Origin of the sequence: Mesorhizobium montanum (assembly GCF_033977145.1) — a bacterium.
GTDB classification, from domain to species: domain Bacteria; phylum Pseudomonadota; class Alphaproteobacteria; order Rhizobiales; family Rhizobiaceae; genus Mesorhizobium; species Mesorhizobium montanum.
The window spans coordinates 69,327-91,792 of sequence record NZ_JAVIJF010000019.1 but is presented as its reverse complement, the minus strand read 5'-3'; the positions used below and the strand labels follow the sequence as shown (position 1 = coordinate 91,792).

Below are 22,466 nucleotides of genomic sequence, written 5' to 3'. Positions count from 1 at the left end.
CCTGTCTGCCGAGGTGTCGCTAGGCGCTACGAATCCGCGGTTCGCCCCCGGCGAAAGGCTCGTTTTTGTTCATGCTATCATCGCGAAAATCGCTGTCCAACGAGCCTCGGCACTTTTGCTGGGCCACGAGCGTGATAGTGTCATGTCAGACAAATCACTCCGGGACATCGTCAGACATGAAGACACGGCATTTCGACCGCATCGGCAATGGCGGCATCACCTTCAGCGAGCTCGGCTTCGGCACCGCGCCGCTCGGCAATCTGTACCGCGCCATCTCCGACGAGGACGCCAATGCCACCCTGGAGGCGGCGTGGAAGGCGGGCTGCCGCTACTATGACACGGCGCCGCTTTATGGCCTCGGCCTGTCGGAAACCCGCCTCAATCCTTTCCTGCGCGGCAGGAAGCGCGACGACTATGTGCTGTCGAGCAAGGTCGGCCGCATCATGCGCGTCGTCCCGCCGGACCAGCGCACCGGCATCGGCAAGTTCTTCGAGACGCCCTCGCGCCGGGAAGTCTACGACTACAGCTATGATGGCGTCATGCGCTCCTTCGAGGCCTCGCTGGAGCGCCTCGGCGTCGACCGCATCGACATCCTCTTCGTCCACGACGTCGACATCTTCACCCATGGCAGCAAGGAAGCCTCGGATGCCCGCATCGAGGAGTTCATGTCGTCCGGCTATTACGGGCTGCTGGCGCTGCGCGACCAGGGCGTGATCAAGGCCTTCGGCGGCGGCATCAACGAGTGGCAGGTCGCCCAGACGCTCGCCGAGCGCGGCGACTTCGACCTGTTCCTGCTCGCCGGACGCTACACGCTGCTCGAGCAGGAAGCGCTCCAATCGTTCCTGCCGCTTTGCCAGAAGCGCGGCATCGGCATCGTGCTGGGCGGCCCCTACAATTCCGGCGTGCTTGCGACCGGGCCGAAGCCAGGCGCCTTCTACAACTACAGCGAGGCGCCGAAGGAGATCCTGGATCGCGTGGCCCGTATCGAGGCCGTCTGCAAGCGCCACAACGTGCGGCTGATCGAGGCGGCGCTGCAGTTCCCGCTGCAGCATCCTTCGGTGATGTCGGTGATCCCCGGCGGCCAGCGGCCGGCCGAAGTCGAAAGCAACCGGGCGCTGCTCGACACCACGATACCGGCGCCGCTGTGGGCGGATTTGAAACAGGAAGGCCTGATGCGCGCCGACGCGCCGACCGCCTGAGCTGCGGGAGCAATTCCAGGAAAAGTGTGAGCGGTTTTCCGCCCGGAATTGCGTCAAACAAACAGATAGAGCGGTTCGCCGTTTCCGTGAAACGGTGAACCGGTCTAGCGATTAGCCGAAAAAAGAAAAGCCGGGCAAGCCCGGCTTTTCTGCTCTTAAGGAAAAAGGTCTCAGTTGACCGCGTCCTTGAGGCCCTTGCCGGCTGAGAACTTCGGCACGGTGCGGGCCGGAATCTTCACTTCCGCGCCGGTCTGCGGATTGCGGCCGGTCGAAGCAGCGCGTTTTGACACGGTGAAATTTCCGAAGCCGACAAGCCGGACATCGCCGCCCTTCTTCAGTTCGCCGGATATCACGGAGAACACCGCATCGACGGCGGACTGCGCATCAGCCTTCGAAAGGCTTGCGGAGTCGGCGACAGCGGAGACCAGTTCGTTCTTGTTCATAAAAATTCCCTTCCATGAGAAAACCGGAACCTACGACTCATCCGGCAGGAAACGGACTTTAGAAAGAAGCGTTGCGGAACCCAAGCCGAAAACCGCGGAATTCCGGGCTTTCTTGCACTTTTTTGTGGCTTTTTCACACGAAAAAGCCGGGCTTGAGGCCCGGCTCTCTCTTTGTGCACTGCATCTTTAACATTTGTTAGTGCGCGAGCGACTTTCCGGCATCGTCGCCACTGTCCACTGGGGCCGGCGCGTTGACCGGCTCGACCCACTCGATCGGCTCCGGCATCCTGGTGAGCGCGTGCGCGAGCACCTCGCCGACCCGCGAGACCGGGACGATCTCCATGCCGTTCTTCACATTGTCCGGAATTTCCGCCAGATCCTTGACGTTCTCTTCCGGGATCAGCACCTTCTTGATGCCGCCGCGAAGGGCCGCGAGCAGCTTCTCCTTCAGGCCGCCGATCGGCAAGATGCGGCCGCGAAGCGTTATCTCGCCGGTCATCGCCACATCGGCCCGGACCGGAATACCCGTCAGCACCGACACGATGGCAGTGGCCATGGCCGCACCCGCGGACGGGCCGTCCTTCGGGGTCGCGCCTTCCGGCAAGTGGACGTGGATATCACGCTTGTCGAACAGCGGCGGCTCGATGCCGAAATCGATCGCCCGCGAGCGGACATAGGAGGCCGCCGCCGAGATCGATTCCTTCATCACGTCGCGCAAATTGCCGGTCACCGTCATGCGGCCCTTGCCGGGCATCATGACGCCTTCGACCGTCAGCAACTCGCCGCCGACTTCCGTCCAGGCAAGACCCGTGACCACGCCGACCTGATCGTCGGCCTCGACCTGGCCGAAGCGGAAGCGCGGGACACCAAGATAGTCGGCGAGGTTGTCCGCCGTGATGTCGACCGCCTTCTTCTTCGTCTTCAGGATCTCGGTCACCGCCTTACGGCCGAGCTTCATCAGCTCGCGCTCCAGGCTGCGCACGCCGGCTTCCCTCGTATAGGTCTGGATGATACCGCGGATCGCGTCCTCGCCGACGGAGAACTCCTTCGGCTGCAGTGCGTGATCGCGGATGACCTTGGGCATCAGGTGACGCTTGGCGATCTCGATCTTCTCGTCCTCGGTGTAGCCGGCGATACGGATGATCTCCATGCGGTCCATCAGGGGCGCGGGAATGTTCAGCGTGTTCGCCGTCGTCACGAACATCACGCTCGACAGGTCGTATTCGACCTCGAGATAATGGTCCATGAACGTCGAGTTCTGCTCCGGATCGAGCACCTCGAGCAGGGCCGATGACGGATCGCCGCGGAAGTCCTGGCCCATCTTGTCGATCTCGTCGAGCAGGAACAGCGGGTTGGACTTCTTGGCCTTCTTCATCGACTGGATGACCTTGCCGGGCATCGAGCCGATATAGGTCCGCCGGTGACCGCGAATCTCGGCCTCGTCACGCACGCCGCCGAGCGCCATGCGGATGAACTCGCGGCCGGTCGCCTTGGCGATCGACTTGCCGAGCGAGGTCTTGCCGACGCCGGGCGGGCCGACGAGGCACAGGATCGGTCCCTTGAGCTTCTTCTGGCGGCTTTGCACGGCGAGATACTCGACGATGCGCTCCTTGACCTTGTCGAGGCCGAAGTGATCGGCATCGAGCACGTCCTGCGCAAAGGCGAGGTCCTGCTTGACCTTGGAGTTCTTGCCCCACGGGATCGACAGCAGCCAGTCGAGATAGTTGCGCACGACCGTCGATTCAGCCGACATCGGCGACATCGAGCGCAGCTTCTTCAATTCGGCTTCCGCCTTCTCGCGGGCTTCCTTGGAAAGCTTGGTCTTCTTGATGCGCGCCTCGATTTCGGCGGCCTCGTCGCGGCCGTCCTCGCCCTCGCCGAGCTCCTTCTGGATCGCCTTCATCTGCTCGTTAAGGTAGTACTCGCGCTGCGTCTTCTCCATCTGGCGCTTGACGCGCGAACGGATGCGCTTTTCCACCTGGAGCACGGAGATTTCGGCTTCCATGAAGCCCATCGCCTTCTCCAGACGCTCCTTGACGGAAAGCGTGGCGAGCATCTCCTGCTTCTCGGGGATCTTGATGGCGAGATGCGAGGCAACCGTATCGGCGAGCTTGGAATAGTCGTCGATCTGGCTGGCGGCACCTACCACTTCGGGCGAGATCTTCTTGTTCAGCTTGACGTAATTCTCGAAGTCGGTGACGACCGAACGGGCAAGCGCCTCGATCTCGACCTCTTCCTCTTCCGGCTCGGCCAGCGCGGTGGCGCGGGCCTCATGGAAATCGGCGCGGTCCGTGAACGAGACGATCTTGGCGCGCGAGGCGCCCTCGACCAGCACTTTCACGGTGCCGTCGGGAAGCTTCAAAAGCTGCAGCACATTGGCGAGCGTGCCGATGTCGAAAATCGCATCGGGCTCAGGATCGTCGTCGGCTGCATTCATCTGGGTGGCTAGCAGGATTTGCTTTTCCTGACCCATCACCTCTTCCAGCGCCTTGATCGACTTTTCACGGCCCACGAAGAGCGGAACGATCATATGCGGGAACACGACGATATCGCGCAGTGGGAGGACTGCGAAAACGCCGTCGCCGGAAGCCTTGGATATCTTGGCCATTGTCCAACCTTTCATGTCGCGGCTGCTTATTTAGCCAACCGCGAATCTCATATTAACGACCGAGTGTCGTTCCGCCTACCACCGTTTGTGACGGGAGTTTTACAGCACAGAATTCGGCGCCTCGGCCTTCTGTTGTTAGGTGGATGTAGCCGAGGCAAAGATCAAGGGTTAACACGGTTGCTCGATCCCTTCCATTGCGCGACCTTACCCCTCTCACAGCAAAACGGCGCCACGCGGGCGCCGTTCCATGAAAATTGCAAGGTCCCAGATGCCATTTCAGGCGCTGACGTTGCCCTTCTTTTCCTTCTGTTCGGAATAGATGTAGAGCGGCCGGGCGCTGCCGGTCACCACCTCTTCCGAAATCACCACTTCGCGCACGCCTTCCAGCGCCGGAAGCTCGAACATGGTGTCGAGCAGGATCGCTTCCATGATGGAGCGCAGGCCGCGCGCGCCGGTCTTGCGCTCGATGGCGCGCTTGGCGATCGCCGACAGCGCGTTTTCGTGGAAGGTCAGGTCGACATTTTCCATCTCGAACAGCCGCTGATACTGCTTGACCAGCGCGTTCTTCGGCTCGGTCAGGATCTGGATCAGCGCCGGTTCGTCGAGGTCTTCCAGCGTCGCCAGAACCGGCAGACGGCCGACGAATTCCGGGATCAGGCCGAATTTCAAGAGATCCTCGGGCTCGACCTGGCGGAACAGATCGCCGGTGCGCCGATCCTCGGGCGAAGCCACGGTCGCGCCGAAGCCGATCGAGGTCTTGCGGCCGCGATCCGAGATGATCTTGTCGAGACCCGCGAAGGCGCCGCCGCAGATGAACAGGATGTTGGCGGTGTCGACCTGCAGGAATTCCTGCTGCGGATGCTTGCGCCCGCCCTGCGGCGGCACGGAAGCGACCGTGCCTTCCATGATCTTGAGCAGCGCCTGCTGCACACCCTCGCCAGACACGTCGCGGGTAATCGAGGGATTGTCCGACTTGCGCGAGATCTTGTCGATTTCGTCGATATAGACGATGCCGCGCTGGGCGCGCTCGACATTGTAGTCGGCCGACTGCAGCAGCTTCAGGATGATGTTCTCGACGTCCTCGCCGACGTAACCGGCCTCGGTCAACGTCGTGGCGTCGGCCATGGTGAAGGGCACGTCGATGATGCGGGCGAGGGTCTGCGCCAGCAGCGTCTTGCCGCAGCCGGTCGGGCCGATCAAAAGGATGTTCGACTTGGCCAGCTCGACGTCGTTATTCTTGCCGGCATGCGCCAGGCGCTTGTAGTGGTTGTGGACCGCCACCGACAGCACGCGCTTGGCGTAGGGTTGGCCGATGACATAGTCGTCGAGGACCTTGAGGATCTCCTGCGGGGTCGGCACGCCCTCGCGCGACTTCACCATCGAGGTCTTGTTCTCCTCGCGGATGATGTCCATGCAGAGTTCGACGCATTCGTCGCAGATGAAGACGGTCGGGCCGGCGATCAGCTTGCGGACTTCGTGCTGGCTCTTGCCGCAAAACGAGCAGTAAAGCGTGTTCTTTGAATCCCCGCTATTATTGCCGACCTTGCTCATTTTTCTGTCCTTTCACCAACGCCGGCCGGTGGTCTGGCTCGAGTGACGTCTCACCAATCTATCGCGGGAATCCGCCACCGCCAGTGTCCCGGCTCACACAGCGCATTCCGTACGAAACACGAAATCAGAAAACGCGGCAATGATTCGCAGCAACCCCATGCAAAGCTAAGCCGTCGAAAATCAACATAGCCTTAACGTAGGCAATCCCAACGCCTGAGGGAACAGCCAAATGTGGCCGAAATGCCGCAAGAGGCGCCAAAAGCGCGTTATGCTGCCATTTGGCTGCTGATAGCCAGGCTCAGGCGGTGGCTGCCTCGACGGGCTCGCGGCTTGAGATGACCTTGTCGATCAGACCGAAATCCTTGGCCTCGTCCGCGGTCATGAAATGGTCGCGGTCGAGCGTCTTCTCGATCTCGTCATAGCTCTTGCCGGTGTGCTTGACATAGACCTCGTTCAGGCGGCGCTTCAGCTTGATGATGTCCTGCGCATGACGTTCGATGTCCGAAGCCTGGCCCTGGAAGCCGCCGGAGGGCTGATGGACCATGATGCGGGCGTTCGGCGTGGCAAAACGCATGTCCTTGTGGCCGGCGGTCAAAAGCAGCGAGCCCATCGAGGCGGCCTGGCCGATGCAGAGCGTCGACACGGCCGGCTTGATGAACTGCATGGTATCGTAGATCGCCATGCCCGAGGTGACGACGCCGCCCGGCGAATTGATATAGAGGTTGATTTCCTTCTTGGGGTTCTCCGCCTCGAGGAACAAAAGCTGTGCACAAACCAGCGTCGCCATCCCGTCCTCGACCGGACCGGTGATGAAGATGATGCGTTCCTTCAAGAGGCGCGAGAAAATGTCATAGGCACGCTCGCCGCGATTGGTCTGTTCGACCACCATCGGGACGAGGTTCATGTAGGTTTCAACGGGGTTTTTCATGGACTACCCTTGTTGGAGATGAATTCCGGCACCGTGATATATCAGCAATCGCGCGGAATCGTTCTGGATCGGTTACGATCTAAATAGGATGCCGGCTCACCCTAGCGCAAGGCCGCCTCTCCTAGCCATCTGGTTAAGTCGAATCAAGCGTTGCTGTCCGCCGAGCCGGGAACGATTTAATCCTGCGGGACGGACCCGGTACCGGTTGGCCCACCCGAAGCCACCGGCAAGGTAGCAATTCCTTAACCGCGCCGCTTAACGAAAAGCCTTGAAATCGCTGCCCACCCTTGGACCTTCCGCTACAGTCCTGCGTTGTGAAGGCGTCCTTTTTCAACGGGGGAATATCATGATCCGCAAAAGCTCCGCATCGCTGGCAGCAGTCGCGATGCTTGCCACTGTCTCCGAAACCGCCGCCGGGAGCCGCGCGCTCGAATGTTATGAGCCGATCCACCGACCGGCGCTTTACGACACCGTCTATGAGGACGTGATGGTCAGCCCCGGCGGACAGGTGGTCGATTACGACGCGCCGATTTACGGCACCTACCAGGGCGTGGAGCAGATCGCGCCGCCGCGCGTCACCTATGAAACCGTCCCGGCGGTCACACGCACGGTCTACCACACCGTCAAGGTCGACGAAGGCGGCTATGCCTGGGAATGGCGCATCATCCATGGCCGCAAGGTGCTGTGCAAGGTGTGGCGCAAGGCCCGCTATGCGCGCCTCGCCGAAACCCTCGTGGTGCAACCGGAGCGCGTCCGGCGGATGGTTCTGCCGGCGGAATACGAAGGCGTTGCCCATGAGGTGCTGGTGCGGCCGGAGCAGGTACGCATCCGGGACATCCCGCCCTCATACGGGACAGTGGCGCGTCGGGTTGTGGTGCGGGAAGGTTCGACAAGCTGGCGGCGGGTGCATATCCCGCGGCATTGCCAGAACTAGGTCGCAATCGGCCGGGAGGCGGTGCCGCACGCCCCGGCCGAAGCTGGCTTAGGCCAGATCGATGTCGAGAATGGCCATCGAGAAATTATAGTCGCCGTCGTCCTCGTCCTTGAAGACGATGCCGAGGAACTCGTCGCCGACATAGACCTCGGCCGAATCTTCCTTGCGCGGACGCGCCTTGACCTGCAGCTTGGGATTCTGGAACGCGCGTTTGAAATAAGCGTCCAGCTTTCTGATTTCGTCAGGCTTCAAAAGTCTTCTCCGAAATGTCGGCCTTGTTCGTTGGAACGCGCTTCTGACACGCCAACAATGGCCATGTAAAGGCAAGACGGCACAATTGCATAGGACAAGCGGGTCGGAACCGGGCGGCCGGATTTCAGCAGTCCCGACGGCGGCTTACGTCAGATGTCGAAGCTGACCACGTGGTCCATGCTCTGCGACGGCAGGAGCTGATCCATCTGCCGCGAGGGCTGGTCGCAGCCGGTTTCGCCCACGACGCGCGCCGGCACGCCGGCGACAGTCTTGTTGTGCGGCACAGGCGACAGCACCACCGAGCCGGCGGCGATCTTCGAGCAGTGACCGACCTCGATATTGCCGAGGATCTTGGCGCCGGCGCCGATCAGCACGCCGCGACGGATCTTCGGGTGACGGTCGCCATTGGCCTTGCCGGTGCCGCCCAGCGTCACGCCGTGCAGGATCGACACGTCATCCTCGATGACCGCCGTCTCGCCGACGACCAGGCCGGTGGCGTGATCGATGAAGATGCCCTTGCCGATGCGCGCGGCCGGGTTGATGTCGGTCTGGAACACCGACGACGACCGGCTTTGCAGGTAGAGCGCGAAGTCCCGGCGGCCCTGCTTCCACAGCCAGTGCGCCAGGCGGTGCGTCTGGATGGCGTGAAAACCCTTGAAGTAGAGCACGGGCATGATGAAGCGATCGCAGGCCGGATCGCGGTCGTAATAGGCTTGGATGTCGACGCGAACCGTGCTGCTCCACTCCGGATCGTCGGCCAGCATGGCCTTGAAGGTCTGGCGGATGAGGTCGGAGCCGATGTCCTGATGATCGAGGCGCTCGGCCAGCCGGTGAATGACCGTCTCCTCCAGGCTCTCCTGGTTGAGGACGGTCGAATAGAGGAAGGCCGCCAGCAGCGGATCGCGGTTGACTGCTTCCATCGCCTCGTCGCGGATCGACCGCCAGATCGGATCGACCGGCTGCACCATGCTGGGGCGGGCAATCGTAACGCTGTTCATCGACGCTCTCCGGGCCTTGCTCATTCTCCGGCGGCACATATAAGCCAGATCATAGCACGGTTGAACTCAATTTTCCTTAGTGCTTTGTCAAATGGATGTGGTTCACGCAAATTCAAGCGACGATGGAAAACGAACCCTTGATCGACGACGCGCTGAAAAGCGAGCTGGCCGCGCTCTATCAGGCCGAAGATCGCCACTATCACGGCCTGGCTCACATCGAGGCCATGCTGGCGCAGGCGACCGAATACCGGCACCTTTTGCATGACCCCGAGGCCATCGAAGCGGCGATCTGGTTCCACGACGCCGTCTATGACAGCCGCGCCAAGGACAATGAGGCAAAGAGCGCGGCGTTGGCCGAAAGCAAACTCGCCGGCCGCACCCGCCCTGAGCGCCTTGCCCGAATCCTGGCCATGATCAACGCCACGGCCACGCACCAGTTGCCACCGTTCGAGGACAAGAATGCCGCCAGCGACGCGGCCCTTTTCCTAGACATGGACCTGTCGATCCTCGGCGCCGGGCCGGATATCTTCGACGCTTACGAGAAGGCGGTCCGGCTGGAATATGGCTGGGTGGAGGAGCCGATGTGGCGCGCCGGCCGCGCGGCGGTCCTGAAAAGCTTCCTCGCCCGCCCGCATATCTTCCACACATCCGAGTTCCGGCAGCGTTTCGAGACCAGGGCAAGGACGAACCTTGAGCGCTCGCGCGCGGCGCTGGAGGGCTGAAAAGCCTAATCCGGAAAGGTCTCCATCCGTTGCGCATAGGGCTTGAATCCCGCGCGTCTGTAGACTGACTGCGCCGCCGGATGATCATGGGTGTCGGTGTGAAGCCAAAGCCTTTCCGGCTGATGCGACCACGCCGCGCGCAACGCCCGGTCGAGCAGGAACGGCCCCAGTCGCTTCCCCTGGAAAGCCGGAACCAGTCCGAAATGAACGAGCTCGACAGCCGCCTGCCCGATATCGTTGAACTCGCAGAAGCCCGCGGCCTCGCCGTCGACGCGCAGCACATGGATATGCGTCGAGGTGGTGGCAAGCACCGTTCCGAGTTCCGCCTCCGGCATGCGCAGGCGCTGATCCCATTGCACCGGTCCGCCGACCGCGCGGTAGAGATCGAGATAGCTGGAAGGGTCAAGTCTTTCGCGGGCCACGATGGCGCCGGGCAAAGGTGAGGCGCGCGCCGCGCCCCGCGGCGCCGCCAGCATCTCCATATAAGTGACGAGAAGATCGACCATGGTCGGCCCCCGAGAAGCGCCACGCGCTCAGAGCGGGTTTTCGGCGTAGAACTCGAGCACGCGCTGTTTGAAGCTCTTATCGCCAACGGCGAGCATGTGGTCGCGACCCTCGATGTGGAAAGCCCTGGCGTTGGGCATCAGGGCGGCGAGCTCCTCCGGCGAGCCGCCGATGTCGTCCGTAGTGCCGACGGCAATCAGCGTCGGCTGGGCAATGCGCGCCATATCGTCCTCGCTGAGCAGCTCGCGCGAGGTTGCAATGCAGGCCGCGAGCGCGCGCCGGTCGCTCCGTGTCTGGTCGGCGAAGGCGCGGAAGGAGCGGCCCCGCGGATGCGTGGTTTGAGAGGGATCGTCCACCAGAAGTGCGGCCGCGATCGGATCCCAGTCGCCGACGCCGTCGACCATGCCGATGCCTAACCCGCCGAATACCAGTGTCGCGACCTTTTCCGGATCCGAGAGCGCCAGGAAAGCCGAGACGCGCGCGCCCATCGAATAGCCCATGACGTGCGCACGCTCGATGCTCAGATGATCGAGCAGCGCGGCCGCATCGGAAGCCATCTTGGCCGGCGTGTAATCGGCCTCGTCATAGCTCTTCGACGACGAGCCATGGCCGCGATGGTCGAAGGCGATCGCCCGGTAGCCGGCGTCGTTCAGTGTCTTGAACCAGCCCGGCGAGACCCAGTTGACATAGTGACTGGAGGCAAAGCCGTGGATCATCAGCACGGGATCGCCATGCCCCGACGCCGGCTGGCGATCGAGATAGGCGAGTTCGAAACCGTCATGCGACAAAAATTGCATCGGCAGAAATGGCTTTTCAGTTGGAACCAGCGCCGATGGCCGGATGACGCAAGAGATCGCCTTCCTTGATGCCATCTTTGGCGGCCGTGCCTGCCTTCAGTTCAAGCACGAAGCGCACGGGCTGTCCTGGTGAGATGATGGCTTCGGATTCCGGCTCGCCACGTTTGATGGCTTTGATCCTGCCGTCCTGGCCGATGAAGATGAGGTCGAGCGCCATCGGTGTGTTCTTCATCCAGAAATCCACCTCGCCCAGCCTTTCGAAGACGAACAACATGCCGTGATCGTCGGCCATGGTCCGCCGAAACATCAGTCCCGCCTCGCGTTCGGCGGAGGTATCGGCGATCTCGATAAAGAAAGAGCGCTCGCCCGAACCGGTCGACACCACAAGCGGTGTCCGATCGATGGGCAGCATCATCGCATCCGCCATGCCTGGCTTCAGGCCGGTGAAATAGGCAGCGAAAACGATCGCGGCGCAGAGCGCGCCTGCAGTCAGCCAATTGCGATGAGCCATATGGGGTACCTCGTCCGGGCCTGTCCTAAAGCGCGTCGCGATGAAACGGATTCAGGCGACGCGCTTTAAGTCTTTGTTTTGATGCATGTCGTTGTCCCAAAACCGCTGCGCACTTTTGGGCGACATGCATTAAACCATGATCCGGACAAGTGGAACCGGTTTTCGGACAAGACGGTCCTGCCGCAGCAAAGGGACAGCTCGACTGCGTCGAGAGGTCCTTAATGCGAGACCGACAAGGTGCCCATATCGGGGTGGATTTCGGCGGCCATAAGGCCTTTGTCGCCGCGTCCGAAGCGGACGAGCACAACCTGGCCGGGCCTAAGCTCTGTTATGCCGTAGCGCCGCAGGGTCTCCATGTGGACGAAGATATCTTCGGTCCCCTCGCCCCGCGTCAGGAAGCCAAAACCCTTGGTGCGGTTGAACCACTTGACCAGCGCCCGCTCGAGGCCGCTCTCCGGGGTTACGGTAACGTGGGTGCGCTGTTCCTGCTCAGCCGGGTGGACTGCCGTCGAGGCATCCATCGAAAGGACCCGGAAAGCCTGCAGCCCGCGCTCGCCCTGTTTCACCAGGCAAACGACCCGCGCGCCTTCGAGCGCCGTCTGGAAGCCGTCCTTTCGAAGACAAGTCACATGGAGGAGGATATCACCCGAGACGCCGTCGTCCGGAAGAATGAAGCCGTAGCCTTTTGCCACGTCGAACCATTTGATAGCGCCGGCGATTTCGACAAGCTCGGCGGAGTCGCCGCCATCGTCTCGCTGCAAGGCGTCGTCAAGGCTTCCGTCCCGCCTCGTGAAAGAGGCTTTTTCCCCCATAAGAATGCCCCCTTTTTTCAACTGAACCGCAACTGATTCTTGGCAAGAGATTAACACTGCGGCTTCCGGGGTGTGCAAGGGCTGACGTGCCTTTTTTCACCGTTGAGCACCGGAAAGGCTCAAATGTTGTTTGCCGGCGCTTCCGGAAGCCGAAATGGCAAGGCCCGAAATCGATCCCGCCGCCTCAATTGTCGGACGATTGCCCTTTCGCCGGGGGGCTCCTATGGTGCCCGCAACCCCAACACTGCGAGGAAGCCGCCATGCGCTATCTGCACACAATGATCCGCGTCGCCGATATCGACCAGTCGCTCGATTTCTACTGCAACAAGCTCGGCCTGAAGGAGGTGCGCCGTTACGAAAACGAGCAGGGCCGCTACACGCTGATCTTCCTCGCCGCGCCGGAAGACGAGCAGAGCGGCATCGATGAAAAGGCGCCGCTGGTCGAGCTGACCTACAATTGGGACCCGGAAGATTATAAGGGCGGCCGCAATTTCGGCCACCTCGCCTATGAGGTCGACGACATCTACGCCACCTGCCGGAAGCTGATGGACAGTGGCGTGACCATCAATCGTCCGCCGCGCGACGGCAACATGGCCTTTATCCGCTCGCCCGACGGCATTTCGATCGAGCTCCTGCAGAAGGGTCCCGCCAAGGCGAAGGCCGAACCATGGGCCTCGATGCCCAACACGGGTGTTTGGTAAGGCCGGCGATCCCACGCCGATTTGACCGGCGGCCGCTGGCGTTTCGCCAAGTCTTGCCTATCTATCTGCATTGGCGCCAGCCTCGTCCAGGCTGGCGTTTTCTTCATCCGCCAGGAGAATTTCATGCTGACCAGCCGCGCCGATGTCGCCACCGAACATGCCAGCCGCTATCTGCAGCAGCTCTGCAAGCATTGGTCACACAAGTTTCCGGTCGAGTTCGATCCGCGGCACGGCGCCATCCAGCTCTCGATCGGCCGCACCGTGATGGACGCCGACGACACGGCGCTGCACATCGCTTTAGCCGCCGACGATCAAGCTTCGCTGGAGCGGTTGGAGGCAGTGGTCGCAGACCATGTCAAGCGCTTCGCTTTCCGCGAGGAATTGAGCTTCGACTGGCAAAAGGCCGCTTAAGTCCCGAAGCAATTCCAGGAAAAGTGCCTGGCGGCTAGGCTCGGCGTCTTCGCCGGAATTGCGTACAATGATGATCAGTCAGCCGCCTGCCTTGCCGGCCATTTCGAGCAAGGCGAGCACGCTACGCCAGTTGCGCGCGGTGCCCGGCACCTTCAACGTGCGTGGGATGAGATTGGCGAACACCGATTTGCCGAGCCCGTCCGGCGCGTGCAGGTAAAGCACGTCGCCCTTGATCTCGAACCGCTCCGGACCGGTGCATTTGTCCGCGAGCCGCTTCGTCTCCCCGGCGGTCGGCTCGCGCTCCAGCGCGTAGGCGTGCAGCTTGGTCGGTTCGCCGGCAACCTCCGGATAGGGATTGTCCTTCACCAACCGCTCGAACCAGCCGGCATCGCGCACCATGATGCGCGAGTTGAAACCCCACTTCTTCTCGAAGGCTGCCTCGAGTTCCTCGGTCAGCGCCGCTGCGTCCCCCTTCTTCGCCCTGAATACGACATTGCCGCTCTGCACATAGGTCGCGACGTCGGTGAAGCCGAGGCTCTCGAAAAAGGCTTTGAGCTCGGCCATTTTGACGACGCGGTTGCCGCCGACATTGATGCCGGAAAACAGCGCCACGAAGATCGTCCCTTTCGCGCTCATATGATGAACCCCGCCAGCGTCTCGTTGTCGGTAATGTCCTGATATTGCACGCCCTCGGCGTCGAAATTGGCCTTCAGCAGGTCGAAATTGCGCCGGTCCTTGGTCTCGATGCCGATCAGCACCGAGCCGAAATTACGCGCCGACTTTTTCAGATACTCGAAGCGGGCGATGTCGTCGTCGGGACCGAGCATGTCGAGGAAATCGCGCAACGCGCCCGGCCGCTGCGGGAAGCGGATGATGAAATATTTTTTCAGCCCCTCGAAACGCAGCGCCCGCTCCTTCACGTCCGGCAGCCGCTCGAAGTCGAAATTGCCGCCGGAGACGACCGCGACGATGGTCTTGCCCCTGATCTCCTTGCGCGAAAAATCCTTGAGCGCGTCGATCGCCAGCGCGCCGGCCGGTTCCAAGACGACGCCCTCGACATTGAGCATCTCGATCATTGTGGCGCAGAGCCGGTTCTCCGGAACCAGCCGGACCGCATCGGCGGTGAAGTCCTTGAGATGGCGCAGCGGTTCGCGGCCGATCTCGGCCACCGCGGCGCCGTCGACGAAATTGTCGACCTTGGCGAGCTTGACCCGCTTGCCGCCGGCAAGGCTCTCGCGAAGGCTCGGCGCGCCTGCCGGCTCGCAGAACACGAAGCGCGTATCGCGATGCTGGTCGGCGAAATAGTGGGTCACACCGGCCGCAAGGCCTCCGCCTCCCACGGGCAGCATGACGATGTCCGGCACGCGCCCGCCCGGCATCTGGGCAGCGATCTCATAAGCAACCGTCGCCTGACCCTCGATAATGTCCTTGTGGTCGAAGGGCGGCACCATATGCGCGCCGGCGCTCTCGGTGAACTCGAAGGCGGCGCGGTAGCAATCGTCGAAGAAGTCGCCGACCAGCCTGATCTCGACGAAATCGCCGCCGAACAGCCGCGTCTTGTCGATCTTCTGCTGCGGCGTCGTCACCGGCATGAAGACGACGCCCTTCTTGCTGAAATGGCGGCAGACGAACGCGAAGCCCTGCGCGTGATTGCCGGCCGAGGCGCACACAAAAAGCTCGGCATTGTTGCCGGCGGCGAGCGCCTTGCGGAAGAAATTGAAGGCGCCCCTGATCTTGTAGGAGCGCACCGGCGTCAGGTCTTCGCGCTTCAGCAACACACGGGCGCCGGTCTTCTTCGACAGATAGTCGTTCTCCTGAAGCGGCGTTTCCGGGAATATCCCCTGGATCGCCTCGGCGGCTACGGCAACGCGGGCGGAAAAGCTGTTCACGACAAGTCCCTCATTTCGTTTTTGCCAACCCGCAATGGCACGTGCCGGAAAGGCTCATCATACGCCGCTGCCTCAGCGACTAACTTCCTGCCGCCGTTTTGGATTTTGCGCAACACTGCGATGGCCGCCGCCGGAGGGTGAGCGAATTTCCGCTGGACACGACTTACTTCCGCCTCACTTCCCCTGTCGGGGAGATTTCCGCGGAGGTGGATGGCCAATCATGGCCAGAGTGGACATGCCGGTGAAAGTGTCGACGTGCATTTGAAGACGATCCTGATCATTGCCCTTGCCTTGCTGATGGCGGGCTGCGCGGGCCACCAGACTCAGGAAATCCTGGGCAGCGTCGTCGTGCCGACGCAGGCGACCGAGATCGCCGGCAACCACTCGATCTTCATCACCACCACGCGCAAGCGCTCTGACGACCCGAACAAGGTCTTCGACGGCGAACGCTCGGCGACGCTCAACTATGCCCGCGTCAACGTCACCGTGCCGCCAGTTCATCAGACCGGCCAGATAGAGCGCCGTTCGCGCGGCAAGTCGAACGACCCGACCAAATATTTCATGGCCTCGGAAGTCGTCGGTTACGACACGCAGCCGAAATTCGCCAGCGCCCTCAATGCCGACATCGATGCCCGCGGCGGCCGCGTCATGGTCTTCGTCCACGGCTACAACACCGGCTTCGACGATGCCGTCTACCGGCTGACCCAGATCGTCCACGATTCCGGCTATCCGGGCACGCCGGTGCTGTTCTCCTGGGCTTCCGGCGCCAAGACCACCGACTATGTCTACGACAAGGAAAGTGCCGCCGCCGCCCGCGATCAGCTGGAAGTGACGCTGAGGATGCTGGCGCAGAGCGGCGCCCGGCGCATCGACATCGTCGCCCATTCGATGGGAACCTGGGTGACCATGGAGACGCTGCGCCAGCTCGCCATCACCGGCGACCGCGATCTCAGCGGCAAGCTCGGCGACGTGGTGCTCGCCTCGCCCGACATCGATGTCGACGTCTTCAAGAGCCAGATGCGCCGCTACGGCAAGCCGGACAAGCCCTTCATCCTGCTCCTGTCGGACGACGACCGGGCGCTGAGGCTCTCCGGCCTGATCGCCGGCTCACGGCCGCGCGTCGGCGATTACAGGGATGCCGCGGACCTCGCCTCCTACGGCGTCACGGTGGTCGACCTTTCCAAGGTCAAGGGTAGCGACAGCTTCAACCACACCAAGTTCGCCGACAATCCCGAGCTGGTGAAGATGATCGGCCAGCGTCTGCGCGAGGACGATGGCTTTGCCAGCGATCGAGACGTGACCGACCGCATCGGCCAAGCCACGCAGTAACCGTATCCGCGCGGTTTCCCGCATCGCATCGACTTTGAACTGGACCTGGCTGCCCTCTGGCTCTATCGGAATAACTGGAGAGGTTTGCCGCCCTTGGGGGATCCCGGGTGATCGTGCGTGTTGAGATCGTGCTAGGTCTTGCGTTTGCGCTCGCCGTTACCGGCTGCGCCGGCCAGGGCGCGCATGACCTTCTCAACCGCAAGCCGGTTACGGCGACGGTCTCCGACATCGCCGCCAGGCACGAGATCTTCGTCGCCACGACCCGCCAGCAGGCGACCAAGGATCCGCGCCAGGTGTTCGACGGCGACCGTTCGCTGACCACCCTCTATGCCCGCGTCGACGTCACCGTGCCGAAAATCCACCAGGTCGGCGCGATCGAGCGCGCCAAGGGCTCGGCCGACGCCAACCCGGCCAAGCAGTTCACGGCCACCGATGTCGTCCACTATGGCGACGCGCAGCAATTCGCCAAGGCGGTCGGCGCCGACATTTCCATGCGCGGCGACCGCGCCCTGGTGTTCGTGCACGGCTTCAACAACGGTTTTGACGACGGCATCTACCGGCTGACGCAGATCGCGCATGACACCAAATATCCGGGCACGCCGGTGCTGTTCTCATGGGCATCGAGCGCCAAGGCGACGGGCTACATCTACGACAAGGACAGCTCGACCGCCGCGCGCGACGACCTCGAGGCGACGCTGAGGATGCTTGCCAAGACACACGTCAAGAGCATCGACATCATCGCCCATTCGATGGGCACCTGGCTGACGATGGAGGCGCTGCGCCAGCTCGCCATCACCGGCGACCGCGATCTCAATGGCAAGCTCGGTTATGTCATCCTCGCCTCGCCCGACATCGACGTCGATGTCTTCAAGAAGCAGATGATCCGCTACGGCAAGCCGGACAAACCATTCGCCATCCTGCTTTCGGGCGACGACCGGGCGCTGAAACTGTCGAGCTTCATTTCCGGCGACAAGCCGCGCGTCGGCGACTACGGCAACGCGGCCGATCTCGCCAATTACGGCGTGACGGTTGTCGACCTGACCCAGGCCAAGGGCGGTGACGGCGGCCTGAACCACGCCAAATTCGCCGACAACCCGATCCTGGTGCAGTTGCTGGGCAACCGGCTGCGCACGCCGGCCGGCCTTGCTTCGGACGAGCCCGATCCGACGCAGCTCAACAATATCGGCCAGGGCCTCGGCAAAGCGGTCGGTTCGGTCGCCGAGGTCGTCATCACCACGCCGTTCAGGGTGCTGACCATCGCTACCGGCGGATAGCTGGCGCTCAGATAAAAAGATCGACCTTCTGGAACGTCGTCACGTCGACCAGGCCGACATCCGAGATTCTGAGCTCCGGAATGACCACCAACGCCAGCAGCGAGTGCTGCATATAGGCGTTGTTGAGCGAGCAGCCGACCTTGCGCATCGCCTCGGTCAGTCGCTCGGCCTTGGCCGCGACGATCTCGGCGCGTTCGTCGGACATCAGGCCGGCGATCGGCATCTCGACCAGCGCCAGTTCCTTGCCCCTGGAATAAAGCACGACGCCGCCACCCACCTCGCCCAATCGGTTGACCGCTAGTGCCATGTCGTCCTTGTTGGTGCCGACGACGATGATGTGGTGCGCGTCATGCGCCACGCTCGATGCCATCGCGCAATCTTCCACGTAGCCGAAGCCGGAGACGAAGGCGTTGGTGACGCCACCCGTGCCGCGATGGCGCTCGACCAGCGCGATCTGGCAGACATCATTGCGGCGATCCATCGCGACCAGCCCGTCCTCGACCGGCAGGTCGGCCTCCAGCGCCCGCGTCGGCGCCTGGTTCTCGATCACGCCGATCACCCGCGCCCGCACCTCGTTGGCGCCCTGCGGCGCCGAAATGTCGAAATCCCCAGCCGCAAGCTTCTTGCCGAGCTTGACGGTGTTCTTGGCCGATTGCGGATAGTCATAAGCCGCAATGTCGATCTCTAGCTTGCCGGCTTTCGCCAGCCTGACGCCGTGGCCATAGACCTCGTCGATAGTCATCCGGGCGAGATCGGAAACGATCAGCAGATCGGCCAGTCGTCCGGGCGCGATCGAGCCGATCTCGCGCTCCAGCCTGAAATGCTGCGCGGTGTTGAGCGTCGCCATCTGGATCGCCGTCACCGGCTTCAGGCCCTGGCTGATGGCGTGCCGCACCACCCGGTCCATATGGCCTTCATGCACGAGCGTGCCGGAATGGCTGTCATCGGTGCACAGGATGAAATTGCGCGGGTCGATGCCGCCTTCGGTCACCGCCTTCACCTGTGCCGCGACGTCGTACCAGGCCGAACCCAGCCGCAGCATGGCCTTCATGCCCTGGCGCACGCGCGCGATCGCGTCCTCGGCGCGCGTGCCTTCGTGGTCGTCCTCCGCGCCGCCCGCGACATAGCCGTGGAACGGCAGGCCGAGATCGGGCGATGCATAATGCCCGCCCACCGTCTTGCCGGCCTTGACCGTCTCGGCGATCTCGCCCGACATTACCGGATTGTTGGCGGCGACGCCCGGAAAATTCATCACCTCGCCAAGCCCGATGATGTTTTCCCATGTCATCGCCTCGGCTACGTCGGCAACCGTAAGCTCAGCGCCGGCATGCTCGAGCCCCGGTGCCGACGGCACGCAGGACGGCATCTGCACATGCACGTTGACCGGCATCGCGACCGCCTCGTCATGCATCAGCCGCACACCCGGCAGCCCCAGCACATTGGCGATCTCGTGCGGGTCGATGAACATCGAGGTCGTACCATGCGGGATCACGGCGCGGCAGAACTCCGTCACCGTCACCATGCCGCTCTCGACATGCATGTGCGCGTCGCAAAGGCCGGGCACCAGATAGCGCCCGCCGGCATCGACGACCTTCGTCCCCTGCCCGATGGCGTGGCCGGCGTTCGGCCCGCAATAGGCGAAACGGCCGGCGGCGATCGCGATATCGGTGCCGGGGACGATTTCGCCCGAATGGACATTCACCCAGCGCCCGTTGCGGATGACAAGGTCCGCCGGCTTTCGGCCCATCGCGACATCGACCAGATGCGTCGCCACCTCCGTCCAGGGTTTTGGCTTTACGGCGCTTCTCGGTTTGGCATTCGTCATGAGCGGGTCCTCTTCTAAAGGCCAGTCTGGCAAATGTCGGCGCCCGGAGCCAGAGCCGTTCGCCCAGCGTCCGCGCTTGTTGACTATTCCAGGTAAAAGCCGATGCTGATTGTCGAACCGAACCGTCGGAGGGCAAGATGACCCGTTTCTGGAAAGCGTTCGCCGTCACCATCCTCTTGATCGCATCGACCACCATCGCCGCCGCCGAGGAGCGCTGGCTGACCCTGCCGGAACCGGCGGCGATGCCCAAACCAGAAGAAAGCGGCTATGCGCCGGTCAACGGCATCCAGATGCACTATGCCGTCTTCGGCAAGGGCGACCCAGTGCTGCTGATCCATGGCGGCCTCGGCCATGCCGACATCTGGGCGAGCCAGGTGGCGACGCTTTCCAAGACCCACAAGGTAGTCGTCGCCGACAGCCGCGGCCATGGCCGCTCGACCCGCACGGACGAGCCCTATGGCTACGACCTGATGGCGTCCGATTATCTGGCGCTGCTCGATTTCCTGAAGATAGACAAGACCGCCCTTGTCGGCTGGAGCGATGGCGGCATCATCGGCATCGACATTGCGCTTCATCATCCGGAACGGCTGACGAGGCTGTTCGCGCAGGCCGCCAATGTCACCACCGACGGCGTCGACCCGGGCGTCCTGACCAACAAGACCTTCGCCGCCTATATCGACCGTTCCGGCCGCGACTACAAGAAACTGTCGAAGACGCCCGACCAGTACGACGCCTTCGTCGCGCAGATCAGCCACATGTGGGAATCACAGCCGGCCTGGACCAAGGAAGAACTCGGCAAGATCACCACCCCGACAGCCATCGTCGCCGGCGACCATGACGAGGCCATCAAGCGCGCCCACACCGAATACATGGCCTCCGTCATTCCCGGCGCCAAGTTGATCATCCTGCCCAACGCCAGCCACTTCGCCATGCTGCAGGCGCCGGACGAGTACAGCCAGGCGGTGGTGGATTTCATCGACGCCAAGTAGCAGCGTCGGAGCCCGCAACGCCGCATGATCGCTTCCCGGCCGTTCGAGACGGCGGGCGTCAGGTCGTAAACCACTGTTGCAGAGATGCAATTCCGTTTCACGCCGAATAAGACTAGTCTGCGCCAAGGAGTCTTTCGGAACCGCCATTTCGGAGCACTCGATGCGTGGACTGACGCTCGCCAGTGCCGGCTTTCTTGCCCTGCTGTCCGGGTCCGCCTGGTCAGCGGACATGGGTAACGATCTGCCGATGACCGCGCCTGGCTTCGACTGGACCGGCTATTATGCAGGCATGCAGGCCGGCTATGGCTGGGGCCGGTCCGACATCTCGGGCAACGACGGCGGTCCGTTTTCGGTCAAGCCCGACATCGACGGCGGTTTCGTCGGCGGGCACGTCGCAGGGCTCTGGCAGTTCGATCAGGCTGTGCTCGGGGCCGAGGCCGATCTCAACTACGCCTCGATCGACGGCACCGCCGACGCCGGTCCGGCAAACACGTTCGGTACCGACATTAAGTGGTTCGGATCGATCAACGCCAAGGCCGGCTACGCCATGGATCGCGTGCTGCTTTATGGCATTGGCGGCGTCGCTTTCGCTGGCATCGAGACCTCGCAGGCGGCAGGCACGGCCTTTGCCCGGACCCGCGCCAGCACCGGCTGGACGCTCGGCGCCGGCGTCGACTATGCGTTGAGCAACGATGTCGTCGTCGGCGCGCAATACCGCTACTATGATTTCGGCAAGGAGCATTTCGATGCTCAAGACAATTTCACCGATCGCGACCAGGACGTGAAGCTGCAGACGCTCGGCGTGAATTTCAGCTATAAATTCTGAAAACCGCGCTGAAGCCAAGACAGGCATCGATAGTGGGTGCTTACGACGAATAAAGCGCTGATGCCCAGCGAGAGAAGGCCTGCGCGTCCAGCCTCCTGCTGCCGCCCTCGGGCTGAACCAGATAGTGGGCGCCGTTCATCGGCAGCCGGTAGCTGAATGGCGCGACAAGCTGACCCGATTCCAGGAACGACCTGGCAAAGCTTTCCAGAAGGATCATTGCCCCACCGCCTGAAATCATCGCCAGAACAGCGAGCAGCGAGGAATCATATCTGGCTGTCGTCAGTCGGGCCGGCAGCGCTTGATTGAAATGCTCCGACAGGCGCTGCCATTCGCTTTCGAAACCGACAACTTGATGAACGCATGTTTCCGAGAAGTCGGGGGCGCTTTGTCCGCAACCCAGCCTCAAGGCGTCCGTTGGGTGGCACACCAGGATCGCGTGCTCGTGGACGAGCCGTTCGGCCACTCCATCCGCCCAGTCGCCGTACCCCCAGCGAATGTCCACATCGCTGTTGTCCATTTCAAAACGGTCGGCCCAGACAAAGGTGGAAAGCCGCAGGTCGATCTCGGGATGCAGTTCGCGAAACTCAGCCAGCCTTGGCGCAAGCACCAGCGCGGCCCAGGAGATCGAGGCACGTACGCGCACGACACGCCTTTGCGGCCGCGCGAACAGGCCTTCGGTCGCTTGCTGCAGATCGGCAAAGGATTTCCGGACCGGCAGCGCATAAGCCTGCCCGATATCGGTCAAGGCAACGCCGCGAGGCAATCGATCGAAAAGCCGAACCCCGAGTTGCTTCTCCAGCAGCCTGATCTGCTGGCTGACGGCAGCCGCCGTCAGATTCAGCTCCTCCGCTGCGGCGCTGAAGCTATTGTGCCGCGCCGAGGCTTCAAAAGCCCTGAGCCATGTTACGTGAGGCGCTTTCACAGGCCAACCTGTAATGGAAATTCAGCCTATACAGAAAAAGG

The 22,466-nt window shown here is 62.4% G+C and carries 23 protein-coding genes; 9 read left to right on the top strand and 14 right to left on the bottom strand.

All coding sequences use genetic code 11. From position 1 onward, the window contains the following. The first annotated feature begins 176 nt into the window (after positions 1 to 176). Positions 177 to 1,199, top strand: coding sequence for an aldo/keto reductase (locus tag RFM68_RS24370; RefSeq protein WP_320235574.1), 1,023 nt, complete (start codon positions 177 to 179; stop codon positions 1,197 to 1,199). Positions 1,200 to 1,369: 170 nt separating this feature from the next. Here RFM68_RS24370 and hupB read toward each other — a convergent pair whose 3' ends face one another. The 4 genes from hupB to clpP all read right to left on the bottom strand — a co-directional run bounded on the left by hupB (position 1,370) and on the right by clpP (position 6,729). Next, entirely contained in the window at positions 1,370 to 1,642 is a 273-nt protein-coding gene (gene hupB, locus RFM68_RS24365) for a DNA-binding protein HupB (RefSeq protein ID WP_320235573.1), read from the bottom strand. Positions 1,643 to 1,838: 196 nt separating this feature from the next. Beyond that, positions 1,839 to 4,250, bottom strand: coding sequence for an endopeptidase La (gene lon, locus RFM68_RS24360; RefSeq protein ID WP_320235646.1), 2,412 nt, complete (start codon positions 4,248 to 4,250; stop codon positions 1,839 to 1,841). Positions 4,251 to 4,526: 276 nt separating this feature from the next. Beyond that, positions 4,527 to 5,801: an ATP-dependent Clp protease ATP-binding subunit ClpX gene (gene clpX / locus RFM68_RS24355; RefSeq protein ID WP_112098599.1), complete on the bottom strand. Its 1,275-nt coding sequence runs from the start codon at positions 5,799 to 5,801 to the stop codon at positions 4,527 to 4,529. A 298-nt stretch (positions 5,802 to 6,099) separates the two neighbouring features. Then, positions 6,100 to 6,729, bottom strand: a complete 630-nt coding sequence (gene clpP / locus RFM68_RS24350; RefSeq protein WP_320235572.1) for an ATP-dependent Clp endopeptidase proteolytic subunit ClpP — start codon at positions 6,727 to 6,729, stop codon at positions 6,100 to 6,102. Positions 6,730 to 7,075: 346 nt separating this feature from the next. Here clpP and RFM68_RS24345 point away from each other — a divergent pair, with 346 nt between their 5' ends. Further along, positions 7,076 to 7,663 (top strand): hypothetical protein, encoded by a 588-nt coding sequence (locus RFM68_RS24345; RefSeq protein WP_320235571.1) that lies wholly within the window; start codon positions 7,076 to 7,078, stop codon positions 7,661 to 7,663. Positions 7,664 to 7,711: 48 nt separating this feature from the next. On the opposite strand, the gene RFM68_RS24340 is transcribed toward RFM68_RS24345, so the two are convergent. Together RFM68_RS24340 and cysE are read right to left on the bottom strand one after the other, a co-directional pair. Continuing rightward, positions 7,712 to 7,915: a DUF3126 family protein gene (locus RFM68_RS24340; protein WP_320235570.1), complete on the bottom strand. Its 204-nt coding sequence runs from the start codon at positions 7,913 to 7,915 to the stop codon at positions 7,712 to 7,714. Between the two features lie 149 nt (positions 7,916 to 8,064). After that, on the bottom strand, positions 8,065 to 8,913 hold the full coding sequence (cysE, locus tag RFM68_RS24335) for a serine O-acetyltransferase (RefSeq protein ID WP_320235569.1): 849 nt from the start codon (positions 8,911 to 8,913) through the stop codon (positions 8,065 to 8,067). 122 nt (positions 8,914 to 9,035) lie between these two features. Here cysE and RFM68_RS24330 point away from each other — a divergent pair, with 122 nt between their 5' ends. Beyond that, the gene (locus RFM68_RS24330) at positions 9,036 to 9,635 is read left to right on the top strand and encodes an HD domain-containing protein (protein ID WP_320235568.1); all 600 of its coding nucleotides are present in this window, start codon (positions 9,036 to 9,038) and stop codon (positions 9,633 to 9,635) included. A 5-nt stretch (positions 9,636 to 9,640) separates the two neighbouring features. Here RFM68_RS24330 and RFM68_RS24325 read toward each other — a convergent pair whose 3' ends face one another. From RFM68_RS24325 to RFM68_RS24310, 4 genes are all read right to left on the bottom strand, one after another. Beyond that, positions 9,641 to 10,141 (bottom strand): GNAT family N-acetyltransferase, encoded by a 501-nt coding sequence (locus tag RFM68_RS24325; RefSeq protein ID WP_320235567.1) that lies wholly within the window; start codon positions 10,139 to 10,141, stop codon positions 9,641 to 9,643. 27 nt (positions 10,142 to 10,168) lie between these two features. Further along, positions 10,169 to 10,936, bottom strand: a complete 768-nt coding sequence (locus RFM68_RS24320; protein WP_320235566.1) for an alpha/beta fold hydrolase — start codon at positions 10,934 to 10,936, stop codon at positions 10,169 to 10,171. A 16-nt stretch (positions 10,937 to 10,952) separates the two neighbouring features. Continuing rightward, positions 10,953 to 11,447, bottom strand: a complete 495-nt coding sequence (locus RFM68_RS24315) for a DUF192 domain-containing protein (RefSeq protein ID WP_320235565.1) — start codon at positions 11,445 to 11,447, stop codon at positions 10,953 to 10,955. Positions 11,448 to 11,665: 218 nt separating this feature from the next. Next, a complete protein-coding gene (locus RFM68_RS24310) occupies positions 11,666 to 12,259 on the bottom strand; it encodes a cold-shock protein (RefSeq protein ID WP_320235645.1) in 594 nt (197 codons plus the stop codon). 260 nt (positions 12,260 to 12,519) lie between these two features. Here RFM68_RS24310 and gloA point away from each other — a divergent pair, with 260 nt between their 5' ends. Both gloA and RFM68_RS24300 read left to right on the top strand, forming a co-directional pair. After that, positions 12,520 to 12,960, top strand: coding sequence for a lactoylglutathione lyase (gloA, locus tag RFM68_RS24305; protein WP_320235564.1), 441 nt, complete (start codon positions 12,520 to 12,522; stop codon positions 12,958 to 12,960). A gap of 123 nt (positions 12,961 to 13,083) precedes the next feature. Then, the gene (locus RFM68_RS24300) at positions 13,084 to 13,371 is read left to right on the top strand and encodes a DUF2218 domain-containing protein (RefSeq protein ID WP_320235563.1); all 288 of its coding nucleotides are present in this window, start codon (positions 13,084 to 13,086) and stop codon (positions 13,369 to 13,371) included. Between the two features lie 78 nt (positions 13,372 to 13,449). Here RFM68_RS24300 and RFM68_RS24295 read toward each other — a convergent pair whose 3' ends face one another. Then, the gene (locus RFM68_RS24295; protein WP_320235562.1) at positions 13,450 to 14,007 is read right to left on the bottom strand and encodes a DUF1697 domain-containing protein; all 558 of its coding nucleotides are present in this window, start codon (positions 14,005 to 14,007) and stop codon (positions 13,450 to 13,452) included. After that, positions 14,004 to 15,260, bottom strand: a complete 1,257-nt coding sequence (ilvA, locus tag RFM68_RS24290; protein ID WP_320235561.1) for a threonine ammonia-lyase IlvA — start codon at positions 15,258 to 15,260, stop codon at positions 14,004 to 14,006. Before ilvA ends, RFM68_RS24295 begins: the two co-directional genes overlap by 4 nt. Positions 15,261 to 15,557: 297 nt before the next feature. On the opposite strand from ilvA, the gene RFM68_RS24285 reads away from it, so the two are divergent. Together RFM68_RS24285 and RFM68_RS24280 are read left to right on the top strand one after the other, a co-directional pair. Continuing rightward, positions 15,558 to 16,589, top strand: coding sequence for an alpha/beta hydrolase (locus RFM68_RS24285; protein ID WP_430694922.1), 1,032 nt, complete (start codon positions 15,558 to 15,560; stop codon positions 16,587 to 16,589). A 107-nt stretch (positions 16,590 to 16,696) separates the two neighbouring features. After that, the gene (locus RFM68_RS24280) at positions 16,697 to 17,863 is read left to right on the top strand and encodes an alpha/beta hydrolase (protein WP_320235559.1); all 1,167 of its coding nucleotides are present in this window, start codon (positions 16,697 to 16,699) and stop codon (positions 17,861 to 17,863) included. Positions 17,864 to 17,870: 7 nt separating this feature from the next. Here RFM68_RS24280 and ade read toward each other — a convergent pair whose 3' ends face one another. Beyond that, complete coding sequence (gene ade, locus RFM68_RS24275) at positions 17,871 to 19,688, bottom strand: adenine deaminase (protein WP_320235558.1); 1,818 nt, start codon at positions 19,686 to 19,688, stop codon at positions 17,871 to 17,873. A gap of 137 nt (positions 19,689 to 19,825) precedes the next feature. Here ade and RFM68_RS24270 point away from each other — a divergent pair, with 137 nt between their 5' ends. Further along, positions 19,826 to 20,677: an alpha/beta fold hydrolase gene (locus tag RFM68_RS24270; protein WP_320235557.1), complete on the top strand. Its 852-nt coding sequence runs from the start codon at positions 19,826 to 19,828 to the stop codon at positions 20,675 to 20,677. A gap of 160 nt (positions 20,678 to 20,837) precedes the next feature. Beyond that, complete coding sequence (locus RFM68_RS24265) at positions 20,838 to 21,503, top strand: outer membrane protein (RefSeq protein WP_320235556.1); 666 nt, start codon at positions 20,838 to 20,840, stop codon at positions 21,501 to 21,503. Between the two features lie 40 nt (positions 21,504 to 21,543). On the opposite strand, the gene RFM68_RS24260 is transcribed toward RFM68_RS24265, so the two are convergent. Further along, on the bottom strand, positions 21,544 to 22,425 hold the full coding sequence (locus tag RFM68_RS24260) for a LysR family transcriptional regulator (RefSeq protein WP_320235555.1): 882 nt from the start codon (positions 22,423 to 22,425) through the stop codon (positions 21,544 to 21,546). Positions 22,426 to 22,466 lie beyond the last annotated feature (41 nt).

What these genes read in the sequence shown, in the direction of transcription:
- RFM68_RS24370 (WP_320235574.1), top strand. Translation starts at nt 177, where the DNA reads ATGAAGACACGGCATTTCGACCGCATCGGCAATGGCGGCATCACCTTC.
- hupB (WP_320235573.1), bottom strand. Translation starts at nt 1,642, where the DNA reads ATGAACAAGAACGAACTGGTCTCCGCTGTCGCCGACTCCGCAAGCCTT.
- lon (WP_320235646.1), bottom strand. Translation starts at nt 4,250, where the DNA reads ATGGCCAAGATATCCAAGGCTTCCGGCGACGGCGTTTTCGCAGTCCTC.
- clpX (WP_112098599.1), bottom strand. Translation starts at nt 5,801, where the DNA reads ATGAGCAAGGTCGGCAATAATAGCGGGGATTCAAAGAACACGCTTTAC.
- clpP (WP_320235572.1), bottom strand. Translation starts at nt 6,729, where the DNA reads ATGAAAAACCCCGTTGAAACCTACATGAACCTCGTCCCGATGGTGGTC.
- RFM68_RS24345 (WP_320235571.1), top strand. Translation starts at nt 7,076, where the DNA reads ATGATCCGCAAAAGCTCCGCATCGCTGGCAGCAGTCGCGATGCTTGCC.
- cysE (WP_320235569.1), bottom strand. Translation starts at nt 8,913, where the DNA reads ATGAACAGCGTTACGATTGCCCGCCCCAGCATGGTGCAGCCGGTCGAT.
- RFM68_RS24330 (WP_320235568.1), top strand. Translation starts at nt 9,036, where the DNA reads ATGGAAAACGAACCCTTGATCGACGACGCGCTGAAAAGCGAGCTGGCC.
- RFM68_RS24325 (WP_320235567.1), bottom strand. Translation starts at nt 10,141, where the DNA reads ATGGTCGATCTTCTCGTCACTTATATGGAGATGCTGGCGGCGCCGCGG.
- RFM68_RS24320 (WP_320235566.1), bottom strand. Translation starts at nt 10,936, where the DNA reads ATGCAATTTTTGTCGCATGACGGTTTCGAACTCGCCTATCTCGATCGC.
- RFM68_RS24315 (WP_320235565.1), bottom strand. Translation starts at nt 11,447, where the DNA reads ATGGCTCATCGCAATTGGCTGACTGCAGGCGCGCTCTGCGCCGCGATC.
- RFM68_RS24310 (WP_320235645.1), bottom strand. Translation starts at nt 12,259, where the DNA reads ATGGGGGAAAAAGCCTCTTTCACGAGGCGGGACGGAAGCCTTGACGAC.
- gloA (WP_320235564.1), top strand. Translation starts at nt 12,520, where the DNA reads ATGCGCTATCTGCACACAATGATCCGCGTCGCCGATATCGACCAGTCG.
- RFM68_RS24300 (WP_320235563.1), top strand. Translation starts at nt 13,084, where the DNA reads ATGCTGACCAGCCGCGCCGATGTCGCCACCGAACATGCCAGCCGCTAT.
- RFM68_RS24295 (WP_320235562.1), bottom strand. Translation starts at nt 14,007, where the DNA reads ATGAGCGCGAAAGGGACGATCTTCGTGGCGCTGTTTTCCGGCATCAAT.
- RFM68_RS24285 (WP_430694922.1), top strand. Translation starts at nt 15,558, where the DNA reads ATGGCGGGCTGCGCGGGCCACCAGACTCAGGAAATCCTGGGCAGCGTC.
- ade (WP_320235558.1), bottom strand. Translation starts at nt 19,688, where the DNA reads ATGACGAATGCCAAACCGAGAAGCGCCGTAAAGCCAAAACCCTGGACG.
- RFM68_RS24270 (WP_320235557.1), top strand. Translation starts at nt 19,826, where the DNA reads ATGACCCGTTTCTGGAAAGCGTTCGCCGTCACCATCCTCTTGATCGCA.
- RFM68_RS24265 (WP_320235556.1), top strand. Translation starts at nt 20,838, where the DNA reads ATGCGTGGACTGACGCTCGCCAGTGCCGGCTTTCTTGCCCTGCTGTCC.